14 protein-coding genes are annotated in these 17,764 nt (G+C 64.2%); all 14 read left to right on the top strand.

Going from position 1 to position 17,764, the window contains the following annotated elements:
* Nucleotides 1–143: 143 nt before the first annotated feature.
* The 14 genes from F6B93_RS22435 to eccE all read left to right on the top strand — a co-directional run bounded on the left by F6B93_RS22435 (nucleotide 144) and on the right by eccE (nucleotide 17,670).
* Complete coding sequence (locus F6B93_RS22435) at nucleotides 144–1,043, top strand: transglycosylase (RefSeq protein ID WP_211697049.1); 900 nt, start codon at nucleotides 144–146, stop codon at nucleotides 1,041–1,043.
* Nucleotides 1,044–1,046: 3 nt separating this feature from the next.
* Complete coding sequence (gene eccB / locus F6B93_RS22430) at nucleotides 1,047–2,531, top strand: type VII secretion protein EccB (RefSeq protein ID WP_211697048.1); 1,485 nt, start codon at nucleotides 1,047–1,049, stop codon at nucleotides 2,529–2,531.
* A gap of 3 nt (nucleotides 2,532–2,534) precedes the next feature.
* On the top strand, nucleotides 2,535–6,743 hold the full coding sequence (gene eccCa / locus F6B93_RS22425; RefSeq protein WP_211697047.1) for a type VII secretion protein EccCa: 4,209 nt from the start codon (nucleotides 2,535–2,537) through the stop codon (nucleotides 6,741–6,743).
* Between the two features lie 659 nt (nucleotides 6,744–7,402).
* Nucleotides 7,403–7,981: a hypothetical protein gene (locus F6B93_RS22420; RefSeq protein ID WP_211697046.1), complete on the top strand. Its 579-nt coding sequence runs from the start codon at nucleotides 7,403–7,405 to the stop codon at nucleotides 7,979–7,981.
* Between the two features lie 143 nt (nucleotides 7,982–8,124).
* The gene (locus F6B93_RS23535; protein WP_281426116.1) at nucleotides 8,125–8,256 is read left to right on the top strand and encodes a hypothetical protein; all 132 of its coding nucleotides are present in this window, start codon (nucleotides 8,125–8,127) and stop codon (nucleotides 8,254–8,256) included.
* Nucleotides 8,257–8,535: 279 nt separating this feature from the next.
* Entirely contained in the window at nucleotides 8,536–8,838 is a 303-nt protein-coding gene (locus tag F6B93_RS22415; RefSeq protein WP_211697045.1) for a PE domain-containing protein, read from the top strand.
* Between the two features lie 14 nt (nucleotides 8,839–8,852).
* Nucleotides 8,853–10,058 carry a PPE family protein gene (locus tag F6B93_RS22410; RefSeq protein WP_211697044.1) on the top strand — a complete coding sequence of 402 codons (1,206 nt, stop codon included), beginning with the start codon at nucleotides 8,853–8,855 and terminating at the stop codon, nucleotides 10,056–10,058.
* 110 nt (nucleotides 10,059–10,168) lie between these two features.
* On the top strand, nucleotides 10,169–10,495 hold the full coding sequence (locus F6B93_RS22405) for a WXG100 family type VII secretion target (RefSeq protein ID WP_211697043.1): 327 nt from the start codon (nucleotides 10,169–10,171) through the stop codon (nucleotides 10,493–10,495).
* Between the two features lie 41 nt (nucleotides 10,496–10,536).
* Complete coding sequence (locus F6B93_RS22400; RefSeq protein ID WP_211697042.1) at nucleotides 10,537–10,824, top strand: WXG100 family type VII secretion target; 288 nt, start codon at nucleotides 10,537–10,539, stop codon at nucleotides 10,822–10,824.
* A 122-nt stretch (nucleotides 10,825–10,946) separates the two neighbouring features.
* Nucleotides 10,947–11,777 (top strand): ESX secretion-associated protein EspG, encoded by an 831-nt coding sequence (locus F6B93_RS22395; RefSeq protein WP_211697041.1) that lies wholly within the window; start codon nucleotides 10,947–10,949, stop codon nucleotides 11,775–11,777.
* Nucleotides 11,778–11,868: 91 nt separating this feature from the next.
* Nucleotides 11,869–12,894 (top strand): MinD/ParA family ATP-binding protein, encoded by a 1,026-nt coding sequence (locus tag F6B93_RS22390; protein WP_211699670.1) that lies wholly within the window; start codon nucleotides 11,869–11,871, stop codon nucleotides 12,892–12,894.
* Nucleotides 12,891–14,420, top strand: coding sequence for a type VII secretion integral membrane protein EccD (gene eccD, locus F6B93_RS22385; protein ID WP_211697040.1), 1,530 nt, complete (start codon nucleotides 12,891–12,893; stop codon nucleotides 14,418–14,420). Before F6B93_RS22390 ends, eccD begins: the two co-directional genes overlap by 4 nt.
* Nucleotides 14,405–16,060 (top strand): type VII secretion-associated serine protease mycosin, encoded by a 1,656-nt coding sequence (gene mycP, locus F6B93_RS22380; protein ID WP_246540922.1) that lies wholly within the window; start codon nucleotides 14,405–14,407, stop codon nucleotides 16,058–16,060. Before eccD ends, mycP begins: the two co-directional genes overlap by 16 nt.
* On the top strand, nucleotides 16,057–17,670 hold the full coding sequence (gene eccE / locus F6B93_RS22375; protein WP_211697038.1) for a type VII secretion protein EccE: 1,614 nt from the start codon (nucleotides 16,057–16,059) through the stop codon (nucleotides 17,668–17,670). Before mycP ends, eccE begins: the two co-directional genes overlap by 4 nt.
* The last annotated feature ends 94 nt before the right edge of the window (nucleotides 17,671–17,764 follow it).

Raw genomic sequence — 17,764 nt, 5'->3', positions numbered from 1 at the left:
TGCTGGCTCCAAAGTGGCAGGTCTAGTGTGTCGCCGACCTCTTTGTCGCATAGGCCTGGCAACCGCAGCGGGCTTTGGTTGGCTCGGCCGGCGCGCCCCGCAGCCGCGCACGGATTTCGGCGCGAACCACGGCGGGAGGAGCGTTGACCGATCCACTGATCGCGCAAACCGTGGCGGCGCTATCACGCGGCCATCGCCTGTTCGCAGGACGCGCCGTGGCCCCACCTGGCGATCATTCGCCAGCGCAGTTCGACCCCCAGGCCGGCCGGATATCGCACACCGCAGGAGCTCGAGGTCTGCCCGCGGGTGCCGCCGCCCGAGCGGAAGGCCTAGCGCGGGAACTTCGGCGATTCGCCGATACCGACAGGGCACTGGCGCAGATCCTCTGGTCAGCCCGCGCCGACCACGCCCATGCGAGTGTGGCGACGCGCGCGATCCTCGACGCCGCGAAAAGCGATGCGATGCCGGCCGCCGACACGCCGCTGGGACGGCGCGAGCTGGTAGCGAGGATGCTGGCTCGATTGCGGGCTCAGCATGGGCACATCGTTCGGACCAGCTCGCGCGCGCGGAAATTGGCGCTGCGACTGCGGCGGTTGCGCTACCTGCGGGCGCGATCAGCTGCGCGACGCAGAGCCCGTCGCAGCGTGCCGCCGACTGCTCGCAGCGGGCGAGGAGCGGTGTTGGCGGCTATTCGAAAGGCCCTAGATATCAAAGGTATTCACGATCCTGCTGCACGCGCCCGCTGGGAACGCGGGATGGATCTGGTCGCTCGCCGCGAATCGAACTACGATGCCTACGCGGTAAACCGTTGGGATTCGAACGCCGCGAAGGGCACGCCCAGCAAGGGCGCTTGGCAGTTCATCGCCCCGACGTTTGCCAAGTACCACCAGCCGGGAACGTCGCCCGATATCCACGACTTGGTGTCGCAAGCGTGCGCGTTCATCAACTATGCGCGGGGCCACTACGGGGTGGTCGCTGATGCGTCGAATCTGGCCGATCGGATTCAGCAGGCCGATCCGCGTCGTTCCCCCAGGGGGTACTGAATCATGCCGTTGAGTTTGTCGAACCGGGACCAAAATTCGGGCCACCTCTTCTATAACCGGCGGCTGCGGGCAGCGACGACCCGCTTTTCGGTGCGGATGAAACACGACGACCGCAAACAGGCAGCCGCACTAGCACTGTCCTTGGTGTTGGTCGCCATTGTTGCGGGTTGGATGATCTTGCTGAACGTCCTTAAGCCCAGAGGGGTTGTGGGGGACTCGGCAATCATCGGTGACCGCGATTCCGGGGCGCTTTACGCACGGATTGATGGCCGGCTCTACCCGGCGCTGAACTTGATCTCCGCCCGCCTGGCCACCGGGACTGCCGGTCGGCCGACGTGGGTGAAACCCTCGGAGATTGCCAAGTATCCGACCGGGCCGTTGGTTGGCATTCCCGGCGCACCGGCGGCGATGCCGGTGAATGCGGGTTCGGTGTCGGCGTGGGCAGTTTGCGATACGGCGGGACGTCCGCGCAGCGGAGACGCACCGATGGTGACTTCAATTGCGGGCCAGCTCACCGGCGGTGGTCGCGCCGCACCGTTGCGCGATGATGCGGGGCTGCTTGTCACATTCGGTGGCCGAACCTACGTCATCTGGGATGGCAAGCGCTCACAGATCGATCCGACCAACAGAGCAATCACGTTGAGCCTGGGCTTGGACCCCGGAGTCACGGCACCAATAGGGATTTCGCGGGCGTTGTTCGATGGACTTCCTGCGACGGAGCCGCTGCGTGTGCCCGAGATACCCGAAGCGGGCACCCCCTCGAAATGGGTACCCGGCTCCCAGGTGGGCGCGGTGCTACAGGCCCAAACCGCCGGTGGCGGAAGCCGATACTACGTCGTGCTGGCAGATGGAGTGCAGCGGATCAACAGCTTCGTCGCCGACTTACTGCGCAGCGCGAACTCCTATGGCTCCACCGCGCCGCGGGTAGTGAGTCCCGACGTGTTGGTCAACACCCCGGAACTGACGTCGCTGCCGGTGGAGTACTACCCGACCAAGCGACTGAGTTTCGTTGACACCGTGGCGAATCCAACAACATGCGTGGCGTGGGAGAAGGGGTCCACGGATCGCCAGGCCCGCATCGCCGTTCTCAACGGAAGAGGGCTTCCGGTTCCGGCGTCGATGGACAGGCGGATCGTGCATTTGGTGCGAGACGATCGTGCCCCGGAGTCGGTGGTCGCCAACCACGTCCTGGTACTGCCAGGAGCGGCGAACTTCGTCACGTCAACCAGCGGTGTTATCACTGCGGAGTCGCGCGAGTCGTTGTTCTGGATATCAGACAACGGGGTGCGATTCGGGATCGCGTCCGACGAGGCGACACTGCGTGCCCTTGGACTCGATCCAGCCATGGCGGTACAAGCGCCGTGGCCGCTGCTACGGACTTTTGCCGCAGGTCCGGCGTTGTCGCGGGAGGCTGCACTGCTGGCCCGCGACACCGTGCCGACGCGGGGCCAGGTGGCTGTAGTGACAACGGCAAAGGCCGGAGGCTGAAGCATGTCCAAGAGAGCTTTTCCTATCAACCGCGTCAAGATCGCGTCGCCGAAACCGGTCCGGGTAGCCCCGAATGCGCCGATAGCTCTACCGGAACGCGAACCACGCAACATCTGGGTGATGATCGGTGTGCCCGCGTTGATCGTGGCGTTGATTGGCACGATCGTCATGCTCTACGTCTCTGGCGTGCGCAGTCTGTCGACCGGCTTCTTCCCGCTGATGGGCATCGGCGCGTTCAGCATGTTGGCGTTTTCCGGGAGATTCGGCAGGGCGCGGAAGATCACGTGGGGCGAGATGGAACGGGGTCGCCGGCGCTATCTGCGCGACCTGGATACCACCCGCGATGAAATCCAGACGGCGGTGTGTGCGCAGCGCGAGTGGCAGCACGCGGTGCACTCCGATCCAAGGGGATTGGGCGCCATCATCGGCGGTCCGCGTATGTGGGAACGGGGCCGCGCTGACCCGGACTTTCTCGAGGTCCGGGTGGGCATGGGTGTGCAGCACGCACCCGATTCGGTGCTGTCGGTCACCTGGCCCGACATTTCCTCCGACGAGGAACTAGAACCCGTTACCGGGCAAGCCTTGCGCGATTTCATTTTGGAACAGCGCAAGATTCGCGATATCGCCAAGGTAGTGAACCTGCGATCGGCTCCTGGGTTCAGTTTCGTGAGCGAAGACTTGAACCAAGTCCGCTCCTTGATGCGTTCGGTCTTGTGCTCGCTGGCGGTATTTCACAACCCACACGACGTGAAAGTGCTGCTGGTAACCCGAAACCCGGAGGTGTGGTCGTGGATTGTGTGGCTGCCCCACAACCTGCACGACGAGCTGTTCGATGCCTGTGGGTGGCGGCGCCTGGTGTTTGCCACACCCGAAGAGCTGGAGGAGGCGCTCGGCGGCGAGTTGCACATGAAGGGAAAGCGCGGCGCCTGGACGCCTATGGCGGCGACCAGCCCGACCGCGATGGGCTCCACACTAGAGACTGGGCACGGCGCTGACGCCATAGATTTGGGTCCACACCTAGTGATCGTCGACGACAACACTGGCAGCCCCGAAGCGTGGGAGAGCGTAGTCGGCCAGGTCGGCAAGGCAGGGATTACCCTGCTGCGCATAGCATCACGAGTAGGAACCGGCGTCGGGTTCGCACCAGACCAGGTCTTCGAGGCAGCCGAATGCAACGGGGAGCCTGGCGGTGCAGCTGCGATCAACACTGGCCCCGAGATCGAGGACGTCGAGGACGACGATCAGCGCCCTGCGCCGTTGCTCCGCGCGCGGGGCAAGTTTTTCGCACATGCCGATCAGCTGTCAATCCATCGGGCCTACCGGTACGCGCGGGCGATGGCGCGGTGGTCACCGACAAGCCGAAGCGAAGTCACCGATTCAACCAGCGGTGCAGCTGAATTGTTGCGATCGTTGGGGGTCGCCGACCCGCGTGAGCTGGACGTCGACCGTCTGTGGGCGCAGCGCCGCGGCCGCGGCGACGAGCGTTGGTCGGAGATCCCCGTGGGCGCCAAGCCGAACGGCGAGCTGCAAAACATCATCATCCGTGCCAAGGACTTCGGCGGGTTCGGGTTTCACTCGGTGGTCATCGGTACGAGCGGTTCGGGCAAGTCGGAGTTCTTCTTGTCGCTGGTCTATGGAATGGCGCTGACGCACTCACCGGAGACGTTCAATGTCATCTTCGTGGATATGAAGTTCGAATCGGCCGCGCAAGACATTCTGGGAATCCCTCACGTGGTGGCTGCGCTGTCCAACCTCGGCAAGGATGAGCGGCATCTCGCAGAACGGATGCGCAGGGTGATCGACGGGGAGATCAAACAGCGTTACGAGCTGTTCAAATCGGTCGGCGCACGCGACGCGAACGACTACGAAGAGATCCGGCTAGCCGGGCGCGATCTACCGCCGGTGCCCGTTCTCCTGGTCGTCGTCGATGAGTACCTGGAGCTGTTCGCCAACCACGAAAAGTGGATCAACCTGATCATCCATATCGGTCAGGAAGGTCGCGGCGCCAATGTGTTCTTTATGCTGGGCGGGCAACGGCTGGATCTGTCATCGCTACAAAAAGTGAAGTCCAACATCGCCTTTCGGATCGCCCTGCGCGCCGAATCGGGCGATGACAGCCGCGAGGTGATCGGCTCAGACGCTGCATACCATCTGCCGTCGAAGGAGAATGGTTTTGCTCTGTTGAAGGTCGGACCGCGTGACTTGGAGCCGTTTCGCTGCTTCTACCTATCCGCGCCCTTTGTCGTACCCAAGAAACGGGAGGTGGACAGGACCGTCGACATGACCTTGACGAAGCCGCGGCTGTACAACTGGCAATACCAACCGCTGGACTCTGCTGACGCTGCGGCCTTGGAAGCCGCAGCTGCCGTCGACGCGGAGCCCGATGAATTCCTTTATCACGATGACGGTTTCAAGCGGAAAAAGATTGTCGACGTGTTGCGGGAGTCGTTGGAAAATGTGCCGAACCGATCACCGCGCCGGCCCTGGTTGCCACCACTGGAAGACCCCCAGCCGATTGATGTTCTGGTTGCCGGCTACCGAGGAAAACCGTGGGACGTCGACTATGGCCACAACGTGGGGTTGATGTTCCCGGTGGGGATCATGGATATTCCAGAGGAATCCAAACAAGTCGTGTATGCGGTGGACGCACTGCGCAGCAACATTATTGTGGTGGGCGCTAAACAGCGCGGTAAGACAACGACATTGATGACGTTGATGTGCTCGGCGGCGGCGATGTACAGTCCCTCGCGGGTGACGTTCTTCTGTGTCGGCGGGGCTACGCTCGCCCAGATCGGGTCGCTGCCGCATGTGACGGACATCGTGTCACCCAAGGATTCTGAAGGTATCGAGCGAATCCTGAGCACCATGGACGCCTTGATCGATGCGCGCGAGGATGCGTTCCGGCGAGCCAACATTGACCTCGACGGGTTCCGAGAGCGCCGTTTCGGGCCGGGTAGCGATGGACTCGGGGGCACCGATGCCAACGATCCGTTCGGTGATGTGTTCGTCGTGCTCGATGACTACGACGGCTTGTACTCCAAGGACAATCTGTTGGGGGACCGCATTATTTCGTTGAGTAGCCGCGGCCCGGAGTACGGGGTCCACGTAATGTGCAGCGCCGGGGGCTGGATTCATGGGCAACGCCAGAGTCTGCTGCAGAACGTGACGGCTCGAATCCAGTTGCGCCTGGCTGACCCCGGTGAAAGTCAGATGGGGCACTCGTCAATCGAATCGCGGGAGGCAGCGCGGCGCACCTTGAATCTGCCCGGGTTCGGCTTGACGGATTCTTTGCACGAGTTGCGGGTCGGAATGCCCGCGCTGACGGATCCCGCGACTGGCGCCGTCGTCAACACCGTCGACGTTGGTGCTCGAGTCGTTGAGGTCGCCGGGGTGACCAAACATGCGAGTCTGCAACGCCTGCCCCAGCGCGTGGAGTTGACGGCGATTCTTGATCAGGAGGCCGCACGCCCGAGCGCCGACGATCTGTCGATTGCGTTTGCGATTGGGGAACGTCACGAGCTGGGGCCGGTTCCACTGCGGCTGGATGAGAGCCCCGGATTGATGGTCTTGGGCCGGCAAGGTTGCGGCAAGACCTCGGCGTTGGTGGCCATCGGTGAGGCGGTGATGAGTCGGTTCAGCCCGGAGGAGGCGCAGTTGACGCTCATTGACCCGAAAACCGCCGCACATGGGCTGCGGGATCTCCACGGTCCGGGCTACGTGCGTGCCTACGCCTATGACCAAGACGAGATCGACGAGGTGATAACGGAACTGGCGCAGCAGGTCCTGCTGCCGCGGCTGCCTCCCAAAGGGTTGAGCCAGGAGGAGTTGCGCGCGCTCAAGCCGTGGGAGGGTTCGCGGCATTTCGTGCTCATCGACGACGTCCAGGACCTACGGCCCGAGCAGAGCTACCCGCCCAAGCCGCCCGTGGGTGCCGCGCTGTGGAAACTGATGGAACGTGCCCGGCAGATAGGTTTGCACGTGTTCGCGACACGCAACAGCGCGAACTGGGCCACGATGCCGATGGATCCGTGGATGAGGTTCCAGACTTCGGCGAAGGTAGCCCAGCTGTACATGGACAACGATCCACAAAACAGAATCAATCGATTAGTTCGCGCGCAGACGCTGCCGCCGGGCCGCGGTTTGCTCGTCGGCGCCGACGGTGATGTCGAAGGGGTCTTGGTTGGCCTGCCTTCTGGCGCCCCAGCGCAGTAGCCCAAAGGTGTTGGGCCGAAGGGCGTTGAGCCGCAGCGCTGTGATCCAAACCAACAGCGCAGCGTCCGAGTCGCTCGCAGGATCGAACCTTGTGAGCTTTGTTGAGCACTGGCGAGCGTGGTTTGACAAGTAGTGCCATGACCCGCTTGGCGGTGGGTCAGTTTGATTCAGGCGAGTAGTGCGGCAATGTCGCGCCGAGTCCCGACACGGCACTCAACTCTGCTCGGCTATCGCAGGTATGAGCACGTCTTGACATTGGCTTCCGTTCCTGTTCGACCCTTGCGGGTCGGTTGGGTTCGAGCTACCCAGGTCGGACCCTTGCGGAAGAACGAAGATATGGCCAGGGAACGTGGGCAACAGGCTCTAAGTGTGGCGACCGGGCCTTCAGCGGCCTATCTCACCTGGCTTGGGGTTGCTGCTGGTGTTGCGGCAACGACGCCGGTTCATCTCTGGGTGGCCTTTACAGCCATCCTCCTCGTCACACTCGGGGCCGCGGCCTTGATCCTCGGCCCATCGCAGCTCTGCGAGGGGCACCCGGTACTTCTTCTGGACATAACCAGTGCTGCCCATCCCAGCCAGCATCTACGCCCCGGCCTGCATTTCGTTCTGAGCAAGCTCCAGGGACGGGCGCTGCACCCCGCGTCGCTAGCGTCCCGTCCATGAGTTTGTTCGATGCTTGGATTGATGAGTCCGGTTCCAACCGGAGGGCCGACCCCGGCACCTATGTTCTCAGTGCTGCGATTTGCGAACGCCGCCAAGCTGAGACGATCCGCGAGGTTATGCGGGGTTTGCTGGTCGGAAAACGTCACCGCAAGCTCCATTGGCGGAACGAGGACTGCGGCCGCCAGTTCGCGATCACTTCGGCCATTGCGAGTACCGGAGTCGAGCACCTTGTCGTCGTGCGCTCGCACCCCACCACCACCGAGCACGCCGAGCGTCAGCGGCGGCTCTGTATGGAGCGGTTGTTGCCCGAACTCGTCGCAATGGGGGTTGGTCGGGCAATCGCAGAGTCACGCGGTACCAAGGACGACCAAAAAGACCACGCGACGCTCGACAACCTTCGCAGAAAGCACGCTCTCGGCGGGCATCTGCACCTTGACCACGTTGGCGGCCCCGTCGAACCCATGCTGTGGATTCCTGACGCCTGCTGTGGTGCGGTTACACAGCTTCGCTGCGGCGATTCAGAGCACTACACCCTGATTGAATCCAAAGTGACAATGCTGGAGATCCGGGCTTGAGAAACGCGAAACCCCAGGCCCTGTCTTCCGGCAGGAACTCCTGGGGTCCACTTCTGATGACACCGCAATGCATCAGCTTCACCAGCCACTATAGGTAGTCAGCGTTGTACGTGCAATCAGCGCCATATGTGCTCCAGCCCTCTATGGGGCTGCCGCCCAGCTTCCCCGGTGTGGTGTTGGCGCTGCCCTGGGATTTACTCCCGAGGATCGGCGGCGGTGGCGTCGAGAGCGCTGGCGATAGCACCGATCTCGACCGCGGTCTTCTGCAACGATGAGCGACAGAAAATCGCAGTGCGCCGCGGGATCACCGCACGCCCAAGGTTCAGTGTGGCTTCGGTAACCCAGGAATCGGCACTTGCAGTTCATCCGATCCCGTCTGCGCGGGTCGAGGTCGAGGGCCAGGCGAAGGGCCAATCAAGCCCTGTCCGCCGATCTAAGCAAGGGCTCGCCAGCCAGCTGTGTTCGAACCGTCCGCATTCTGAATACACGATTGGCCAGACCGCACTACACTGTTGCGTCAACACGTCCCATTGCGACGGGAACCGGAGGGGAAAATGTGGTCTATACAGCCAGAAGACGTTTTGGCGTCCGCAGGCGCCGAGTCGGCGATCAGCGCAGAAACTGAGGCTGCGGCGGCGGCCGCGGCGCCGGTCCTGCTGGGAACAACGCCCATGGGCGCTGACCCGGACTCCGCGATGTTCTCTGCCGCCCTCAATGCCTGCGGCGCCAGCTACCTGGGGGTGGTGTCCGAGCATGCGGCGCAGCGCGGATTGTTCGCGGGGACTCAGGGCATGGCGTCGGCGTTGTATGGCGTGACGGAGGGTGCCCGCGCGCTCGCGGTCGCGGCTCAACTCTGAGGTAGGACGTCCGCATGCCTGATCCTGGGTGGGCTGCGCGAACGCCTGAGGAAAACGATCTGCTCCTCAAGGCGGGTACGGGCGTGGCCACCCACGTAGCCAATCAAGCGGCATGGACGACCTTGGGTGCCAGCCACCATGCCTCCGGCGTGGCCTCGGCCATCAATACCGCTGCGACCTCGACGAGCTGGTTGGGTGGTGGGTCGGCGGCCTCGGCCATCAATGTCACCATGCTCAATGCCTCGTTGCACGGGCTGGCTGGCTGGGTTGACGTGAAGCCAGCTGTTGTGTCGACGGCTGTGGCCGCGTTCGAGACCGCCAATGCCGCGATGCGTCCGGCGCCCGAGTGCATCGAAAACCGTGACGAGTGGGGAGTCGACAACTTCGTCAACCCGATTGTGTTCTACACATTGACTCCGCGAATCGTTTCGCTGGATGTCGAGTACTTCGGGGTTATGTGGCCGAACAACTCCGCGGTCGGCGCCACGTACGGCGCGGTCCTCGCGGGGCTGGCGGAGAGCCTGGCGATCGCTCCACCGGTGGCCACGATGGGCGCATCACCGGCAGCCCCGGCCGAAGCAGCGGCGGCGGCCGGCCAGGCGGCCGCGGTTACCGGGGCCGGCGACGCCATGCGCGCCGCCTATCAGGGCGTTTCAACGGGCACATCCGGTGCCAACCAGTCCGCCTCTGCTGGCCAAGACGTGGGCAGTCAGGTCGGTTCGTTCATGCAGCCGGTCCAATCAATGATGGGAGCGATCCCGCAGGCGCTGCAGGCTCCCTCCGGACTCATGCAGGCGCCCATGAGCGCGATGCAGCCACTGCAGTCGCTGATGGGCATGTTCGCCAATCCCGGTGCGCTCGGGATGGGCGGTGCTTCGTCCGGCGCGTCGGCCGCATCGGCGGCCGGCGGGATCTCGGCCGCGGCGGCCGGCGGGCCAGGCGGAGTAGGCGGCGGCGGCGTTTCAATGGCCGGTGCGGGCGTACCCGCGACCAGCTTTACCCGTCCCGTGAGCGCGTTTGAGTCCGGCGCCAGTGGCCGACCCGTGGGGTTGCGGCCTAGCGGGGCGTTGGGCGCGGACACCCCACGCGGACCCACCACGACGGCCGGCGGCACCCCCGTCGGCGGAATGCCGGTTGCCCCAGCGGCGGGCGCACACCGGGGTTCGCAGGGAAAAACCGAGCAGCCCGCAACCGTGCGGGTGGTCGACGAGCGGCTGTAACACCGACCAGAGCAAAGGTGAATCGACAGCTTCGAAAGGCAGCCATACACTTCGGATCACGCCCCGTTTTCAGCGGGCTGACCGGCCAATCGCAGTAAGGAGACACCCCCGTGGCAAACAGCACAATCCAAGTAACACCGCAGATGCTGCGTAGCACTGCCCGCGATATCCAGGCGAATATGGAACACGCCCTCGGGATCGCCAAGGGCTACCTGGCTAACCAGGAGAACGTGATGAACCCCGCGACCTGGTCCGGCGCCGGCGTCGTTGCCTCGCATATGACGGCCACCGAGATCACCAGTGACCTCAACAAGGTCCTGGTGGGTGGCACCCGGCTCGCCGAGGGCCTTGTTCAGGCTGCGGCGCTCATGGAGGCCCACGAAGCGGACTCCCAGACCGCGTTCCAGTCGCTGTTCGGCGCCGGCCACGGATCCTGACGCACTCCCACCACACTTCACGCTTCGGAAAGGAATTCACCATGGGCGACCAGATCACCTACAACCCTGGAGCAGTGTCCGACTTCGCCTCGGACGTTGGGGCACGCGCCGGCCAGCTCCACCAGATTCACGATGACACCGCGGCCAAGACACATGCGCTACAGGAGTTCTTTGCAGGCCATGGAGCCTCAGGTTTCTTCGACGCTCAAGCGCAAATGCTGTCGGGGTTGCGGGGCCTGATCGAGACCGTCAGTCAGCACGGAACCACGACGAGCCATGTGCTGGGCAATGCGATCGGAACCGACCAGCACATCGCTGGCTTGTTCTAGCGGGTCGAGTCCGCGGGCACTTGATGCCCAGGTGAAGGTGGGGCAGCGGCGCGGGAGGCGCGGGTATGCCCCACCTTCTGTTGTTTCCCAGCCACTAGCTAGCCACGAGAGGTGACATCGGCATGCTGACGACGACGGTCGATGGGCTTTGGGTGCTCCAGGCGGTAACGGGGGTGGAACAGACCTGCCCCGAGCTTGGGCTGCGCCCCCTGCTGCCGCGCCTCGACACCCCCGACCGGGCCTTGGCTCATCCGATCGCCGCTGAACTGATGGCGGCCGGTGCGCTCGACGAGTCTGGTGCTGCCGATCCGATGATCCGTGAATGGCTCACCGTGCTGGTGCGGCGCGACTTGGGGCTACTCGTCACGATGAACGTGCCGGGCCATGAGCCGACGCGTGCCGCGATCTGCCGTTTCGCTACTTGGTGGGTGGTGTTGGAGCGCCACGGCGAACTAGTTCGCCTATATCCGGCCGGAACTGCCAGTGACGAGGCCGCGGCGAGTGAACTCGTGGTTGGTCAGGTCGAGCGGCTGTGCGGGGTCGCCGAAGCCGCGCCGCTCAAGCCGGTCACGCTTGATTCCGACGAGTTGCAGCAATCGGTGCGTGACGGCGCGAGCTTGCGCTCGTTCCTGCTCAGCCAGCGTCTCGACGTCGACCAGCTGCAGATCGCAACGATGGCGGCCGATCCGGCCCGCTCTGCGCACGCGGCCATCGTGGCGCTACAAGCGGGCATCGGACCCGAAAAAACGGCACGCCTCGTCGTTGGCGATTCGACGGTCGCCATTGTCGACACCCCTGCTGGCCGTATCTGCGTAGAGGGTGTGATGTCGGGACAACAGCGCTACCAGGTCCTGTCGCCGGGGTCACGCAGCGATATTGGTGGGGCCGTGCAGCGGCTTATCCGCCGGTTGCCGGCCGGCGAGGAGTGGCACTCGTACCGCCGTGTGGTCTGAATAACAATGTCTGGGAATGGTAAAACCGACCGTACTTGAAGGGTTAGTCAGAGGTAAACGTGGTATCGCAAATCGTGTTAGCATCGCGACCGTGACGAGCCCTTGGAATGACCCGAATATGTCGGACGAAGGTGCGCCCGGAAGGGGGGATCCGTCGGCTGGGCGCGACTTCCATGATTCGGTATCGGACACAATGCGCATTACCGATCTGGCCGCCCCGCGAAAGATTCCGCCCGGGTCGGGTTGGCGAAAATTCGTCTATCGTGCTTCATTTCACAAAATAAACCCTGGTGAATCGCCGAGTGAACGGCACTACCGCGATTTGCAGAACCGTATCCGGCGCCATATCCGGCGGCAATACGTCGTCACGGTGGTCTCCGGCAAAGGTGGGGTAGGTGTCACGACGGTGGCCGCCTGTATTGGTGGCGTGTTTCGGGAGTGCCGGCCGGAGAACGTGATTGCCATCGATGCCGTTCCAGGTTTCGGTACGCTGGCCGACCGCATCGACGAGTCGCCACCAGGCGACTACTCCGCGATCATCAACGACACCGACGTGCAAGGCTACGCGGATATCCGCGAACACCTGGGGCAGAATACGGTGGGACTCGACGTGCTGGCCGGAAATCGCACATCAGACCAGCCGCGGCCGCTGGTGCCGGCGATGTTCTCCGGGGTGCTCTCCCGCTTGCGGCGAACCCACACCGTGATCGTCGTCGACACGTCCGCGGACCTCGAACACGACGTGATGAAGCCGGTGTTGCAGAGCACCGACACTCTCGTTTTCGTCTCGGGAATCACCGCGGATCGGTCGAGACCAGTGCTGCGCGCGGTGGACTATCTGCGATCCCAGGGCTACCACGAGCTGGTCTCGCGCAGCACCGTGATAATCAACCACACCGATGCCATGGCAGACAAAGATGCGCTGGCTTATCTGACGGAACGCTTCACCAAAGTCGGTGCAATTGTGGAAGTGTTGCCCTTTGATCCGCACCTGGCCAAAGGTGGGATCATCGACACTGCCCATGAATTAAAGAAAAAGTCTAGGTTGCGGCTTTTCGAAATCACCGCGGGACTCGCCGACAAATACATTCCCGATGCTGAACGCATGGCGCCATGACGGCGCCACATAAGGTTGCTTTTCCGGCACGCTGTGCCGTCAACATTTCCTACGACAAGCATCTGTGCTCCCAGGTGTTCCCGGCCGGAATTCCGGTGGAGGGGTTTTTCGAGGGAATGGTAGAGCTGTTCGACGCCGACCTGAAACGTAAGGGCTTCGACGGAGTCGCGCTGCCAGCGGGTAGCTATGAGCTGCACAAGATCAACGGTGTCCGGCTGGATATCAACAAGAGCCTCGATGAGTTGGGTGTTCAAGACGGCGACACGTTGGTGCTGGTGCCCCGGGTCGCCGGCGACTCGTTTGAACCGCAGTACGAGTCGCTATCGACCGGATTGGCGGCCATGGGCAAGTGGCTCGGCCGCGACGGTGGGGACCGAATGTTTGCGCCGGTGACGCCGCTGACGGCCGCGCACACCGCAATCGCGATCATCGCAATGGCGGTCGCGGTAGTGGTGGCGCTGACCTTACGGATGCGTGCATTGCTCGACAGCCCGATTCCGTCGGTCGTCGCCGGAGCGATCGGCGTGCTGCTCGTGGTCGCGGCCTGGGTGGTGTGGTGGGGGTGGCGGGAACGCCGGGACCTGTTCAGCGGGTTCGGGTGGCTGGCGGTGGTGTTGCTCGCCGTCGCTGGTGCCACCGCGCCGCCGGGTCGACTTGGCGCGCCGCACGGACTGATCGGTCTTGCGGTGGTGATCCTGGGTGCTATTGCTATCGGTGTCGTGACGCAAAAGCGGTGGCAGACCGCAGTGGTCGCCGCAGTCGTCACAGTGTGCGGAATCCTTGCCGCTGTGGCCGCCGTCCGGATGTTTCGACCGGCCTCGCTGCAGGTGTTGGCGATTTGTGTGCTGGTCGGGCTGCTCGTCCTGGTCAGGATGACCGCGTTGATCGCACTCTGGGTCGCGCAAGTGCGACCCCCGCACTTCGGATCGATCACTGGCCGGGACTTGTTCGCGCGTCGCGAGGGAATGCCCGTGGACACGGTATCTCCGGTCAGCGAGGACGAGACCGACGACGAAGACAACGAATTGACAGACATCACCGCCCGCGGCGCGGCGATAGCGGCCTCGGCACGGCTCGTCAACGCGGTGCAGATCGGCGTGTGCGTCGGGGTGTCGATCATCTTGCCGGCGGCGGTATGGGGCGTTCTTACGCCGGGACAACCGTGGGCGTGGTTGGCGTTGGTGGTTGCCGGGTTGGTAGTCGGTCTCTTCATCACCCAGGGCCGTGGATTTGCGGCAAAGTACCAAGCGGTGGCGCTGGTATGTGGGGCCGCGGCTGCGGTGTGCGCCGGCATTGTCAAGTACGCCCTCTATGCACCACAAAGTGTCCCAGGAGGGTTGCTATGGCCCGCCGTGGCAGTGGCCGCGTTCGCCGCGTTGGGTTTGGCGGCTGCACTATTGGTGCCGGCGGTGAGATTTAGGCCGCTCATCCGGTTGACTGTGGAATGGGTCGAAGTGCTGGCCATGATCGCGTTGCTACCGGCGGCGGCAGCGCTCGGTGGACTGTTCACGTGGCTTCGCCATTGAAACGGGCGTGCTCATGGGCCGGGGCAGTGATCGCCACGCTCACCCTGGTTGCCCTGTCAGCTAATATTCCTGCCGCACAAGCCATCCCGCCACCATCGGTGGATCCGGCCATGGTGCCCCCCGACGGGCGGCCGGGCCCCGAGGAAGCCATGCGCCGCTCCAACAGTTGCTCTTCGCCAATCACCGTGAGAAACCCCGATGTGTCCGAGATTGCGCCCGGATTCAACCTGCTCAACATCAGCCAGGCGTGGAAGTACAGCACCGGCAACGGGGTGTCAGTCGCAGTCATCGACACCGGGGTCACTCCCAACCCGCGGTTGCCGGTCGTTGCCGGTGGCGACTACATCATGGGGGACGACGGGCTCCAAGATTGCGACGCGCACGGCACGATCGTGAGTTCCATTATCGCGGCTGCACCGCTCGGGATCTTGCCCATGCCACGGCCCTTGCCGGCGACGCCCGCGTTCCCCCCGCTTGCGGGGCCAGCGCCGGCTACCGAAGCGCCGGCCCCACCAGTAGAGGTTCCGCCCCCGGTACCGCCCCCGCCGCCGCCATCGCCGGTAACGATCACCCAGACCGTCCCACCACCCCCGCCACCGGGAGAGGCGGGTGCCATGGCACCGTCGCAGGGACCGCCGGATCCGCAGACTGAGGACGAGCCCGCGGTGCCGCCGCCCCCGCCGGGAGCGCCCGATGGCGTGGTCGGCGTCGCTCCCCACGCGACCATCATCTCGATTCGGCAGTCCTCTCGCGCGTTCGAACCGGTACACCCGCGACCGGCGGCCAACGCCGAGGACCGAGTCAAAGCCGGCACTCTCAACACGGTGGCGCGCGCGGTGGTGCATGCGGCCGATATGGGGGCGAAGGTCATCAACATCTCGGTGACCGCATGCCTTCCAGCGGCGGCCGCAGGCGACCAGCGGGCGCTAGGCGCGGCCGTGTGGTACGCGGCCACCGTCAAGGACGCGGTGATCGTGGCCGCCGCGGGCAATGACGGGGAAGCCGGCTGCGACAACAACCCGATGTATGACCCGTTGGATCCCGCGGATCCACGGGACTGGCATCAGGTCAAGTTTGTCTCCGCGCCATCGTGGTTTTCCGACTACGTCTTGTCGGTCGGAGCCGTCGATGCCACCGGCGCTGCACTCGCAAAGAGCATGGCGGGTCCCTGGGTTGCTGCTGCGGGGCCCGGCACTCACATCATGGGGTTGTCGCCGCAAGGCGGTGGACCGGTCAATGCTTATCCGCCCTCTCGGCCCGGCGAGAAGAACATGCCCTTTTGGGGCACCAGCTTCTCGGCGGCCTACGTCAGCGGCGTCGCGGCACTGGTAAGGGCCAAATTCCCGGACCTGAGCGCGCATCAGGTGATCAACCGCATCGTGCAGTCGGCGCACAATCCGCCATCGGGGGTGAACAACAGAGTGGGCTACGGTCTCGTAGATCCGGTTGCCGCACTGACATTCAACATCCCCCCCGGCGACCGTCTGCCCCCAGGCGCCCAAAGCCGAGTGATCACCCCCGCCCCGCCGCCCCCGCCGGCGGACCATCGCGCGCGCAACATCGCTATCGGCTTCGTCGGCGCCGTGGCCGCCGGAATCCTGGTGACGACGATCGCGGCCCGGCTACGGAGGTCGCGATGAGATCCACGCTGACCGGGTTTAGCTCGGGCAGCAATCGGCGGGTCGTCGGGGTCTGGGTAGTGTTCGTCCTCGTCTTGGTGAGTTGGGGTCTCGGCGGCTACCTCGGCGCGGGCATCGCCGTCGTGGTGGGCATCGCGCTGGTGTTCGTCCCGTGGCGCGGTCAGCCGGCTTGGTCGTGGGCGGTGTTGATGCTGCGCGGCCGGCGTCCGATCTGCTGGAACGCGCCGATTACCGCGGCCAACAACCGCTCCGGGGGCGGTGTGCGCGTGCACGACGGCACCGCGGTGGTGGCGGTCCAACTGCTCGGCAGGGCACACCGGGCAACTACAGTGATCGGCTCGGTCGCCGTCGACAGCGACAACGTTGTTGATCTGGCGGAACTGGTGCCGATGCTGCACCACGCGCTTGGCTTGGAGCTCGATTCGATCTCGGCCGTCACGTTTGGTTCGCGGCACAGCACAGTCGGTGACTACCCACGGGTCTACGACGCAGAGATCGGCACCCCGCCCTATGCGGGTCGGCGGGAAACGTGGCTGATCATGCGGTTACGGGTCATTGACAACACGCGAGCGGTGCAGTGGCGCATCAGCGTTGGGGCGACTGCGATTTCGGTAGCTCAGCGGATTGCCAGCTCGTTGCGGTGCCAGGGGTTGCGCGCCAAGGTGGCTACCGCCACCGATATGGTTGAACTCGATCGCCGACTGGGTTCCGACGCGGTTGCGGGGAATGCGCAGCGGTGGAAGGCCATTCGCGGGGAGTCGGGATGGATGACCACCTACGCCTACCCGGCGGAGGCGATAACATCGCGGATCCTCGCCCAGGCATGGACCCTGCGTGCGGATGAGGTCATCCAGAACGTGACAGTTTTTGGGGACGCGACGTGCACGGCAACACTCACGGTGCGCACTCCTACGCCGGCCCCGACTCCGCCCAGTGTGATCTTGCGCCGCCTCAACGGCGAGCAAGCCGCCGCTGCGGCGGCCAACATGTGTGGCCCCCGCCCGCACCTCCGTGGCCTGCGGCGCAGCCCGCTGCCGGCGCAGTTGATCACCGAGATCGGCCCGTCGGGTGTGTTGGTGGGCAAGTTGAGCAACGGTGACCGCCTGCTGATCCCGGTGACCGATGTCGGTGAACTGTCGCGGGTGTTTGTGGCTGCCGATGACCCGATCGCCAAACGGATCGTGATCCGCACGGTCGGCGCCGGAGAGCGGGTCTGTGTGCACACCCGGAACAAGGAACGCTGGGCCAGCGTGCGCATGCCCGAAGTGAATATCGTCAGCTCCGCCCGGCCTGCGCCGCGCACTACCGTGAGCGTGGTGGAGTACTCCGGGCGCCGAAAGAAAGATCGCGACGGAACTGTCGAGGGTGGCGGCATTGATGTAGCGATCGCGCCCACGCCGCGTCCTGCTAGCGTGATCACGATCGCCCCATCTGGCACGAAACTGCCCGAGGCACACAAGCACGGCTTTGAGGTGATTATCGAACAAGTCGACCGCGCGATGGTGAAAGTCAATGCGGCAGGACAAGACTGGCTGGTCGAGATGGAACTGTTCCGCGCGGAGAACCGTTACGTCAGCGTTGAGCCGGTCACGATGTCTACCGCTACCTAGGAACTCCGAGGAACTCCGAGGAACTCCGAGACGAAGAGTTTGGGACGCAGTGTGGTGAGCATGACTGGCAAGAGCGGCTTCAGCTTTCGTAAAC

The organism is Mycobacterium spongiae (assembly GCF_018278905.1).
Classification (GTDB): Bacteria; Actinomycetota; Actinomycetes; order Mycobacteriales; family Mycobacteriaceae; genus Mycobacterium; species Mycobacterium spongiae.
This window is presented reverse-complemented; position numbering and strand designations above follow the sequence as displayed.

Excerpts from the sequence above, each read along its gene's own strand:
- eccB (WP_211697048.1), top strand. The coding sequence starts at position 1,047 with ATGCCGTTGAGTTTGTCGAACCGGGACCAAAATTCGGGCCACCTCTTC.
- eccCa (WP_211697047.1), top strand. The coding sequence starts at position 2,535 with ATGTCCAAGAGAGCTTTTCCTATCAACCGCGTCAAGATCGCGTCGCCG.
- F6B93_RS22420 (WP_211697046.1), top strand. The coding sequence starts at position 7,403 with ATGAGTTTGTTCGATGCTTGGATTGATGAGTCCGGTTCCAACCGGAGG.
- F6B93_RS23535 (WP_281426116.1), top strand. The coding sequence starts at position 8,125 with ATGGGGCTGCCGCCCAGCTTCCCCGGTGTGGTGTTGGCGCTGCCCTGG.
- F6B93_RS22415 (WP_211697045.1), top strand. The coding sequence starts at position 8,536 with ATGTGGTCTATACAGCCAGAAGACGTTTTGGCGTCCGCAGGCGCCGAG.
- F6B93_RS22410 (WP_211697044.1), top strand. The coding sequence starts at position 8,853 with ATGCCTGATCCTGGGTGGGCTGCGCGAACGCCTGAGGAAAACGATCTG.
- F6B93_RS22400 (WP_211697042.1), top strand. The coding sequence starts at position 10,537 with ATGGGCGACCAGATCACCTACAACCCTGGAGCAGTGTCCGACTTCGCC.
- F6B93_RS22395 (WP_211697041.1), top strand. The coding sequence starts at position 10,947 with ATGCTGACGACGACGGTCGATGGGCTTTGGGTGCTCCAGGCGGTAACG.
- eccD (WP_211697040.1), top strand. The coding sequence starts at position 12,891 with ATGACGGCGCCACATAAGGTTGCTTTTCCGGCACGCTGTGCCGTCAAC.
- eccE (WP_211697038.1), top strand. The coding sequence starts at position 16,057 with ATGAGATCCACGCTGACCGGGTTTAGCTCGGGCAGCAATCGGCGGGTC.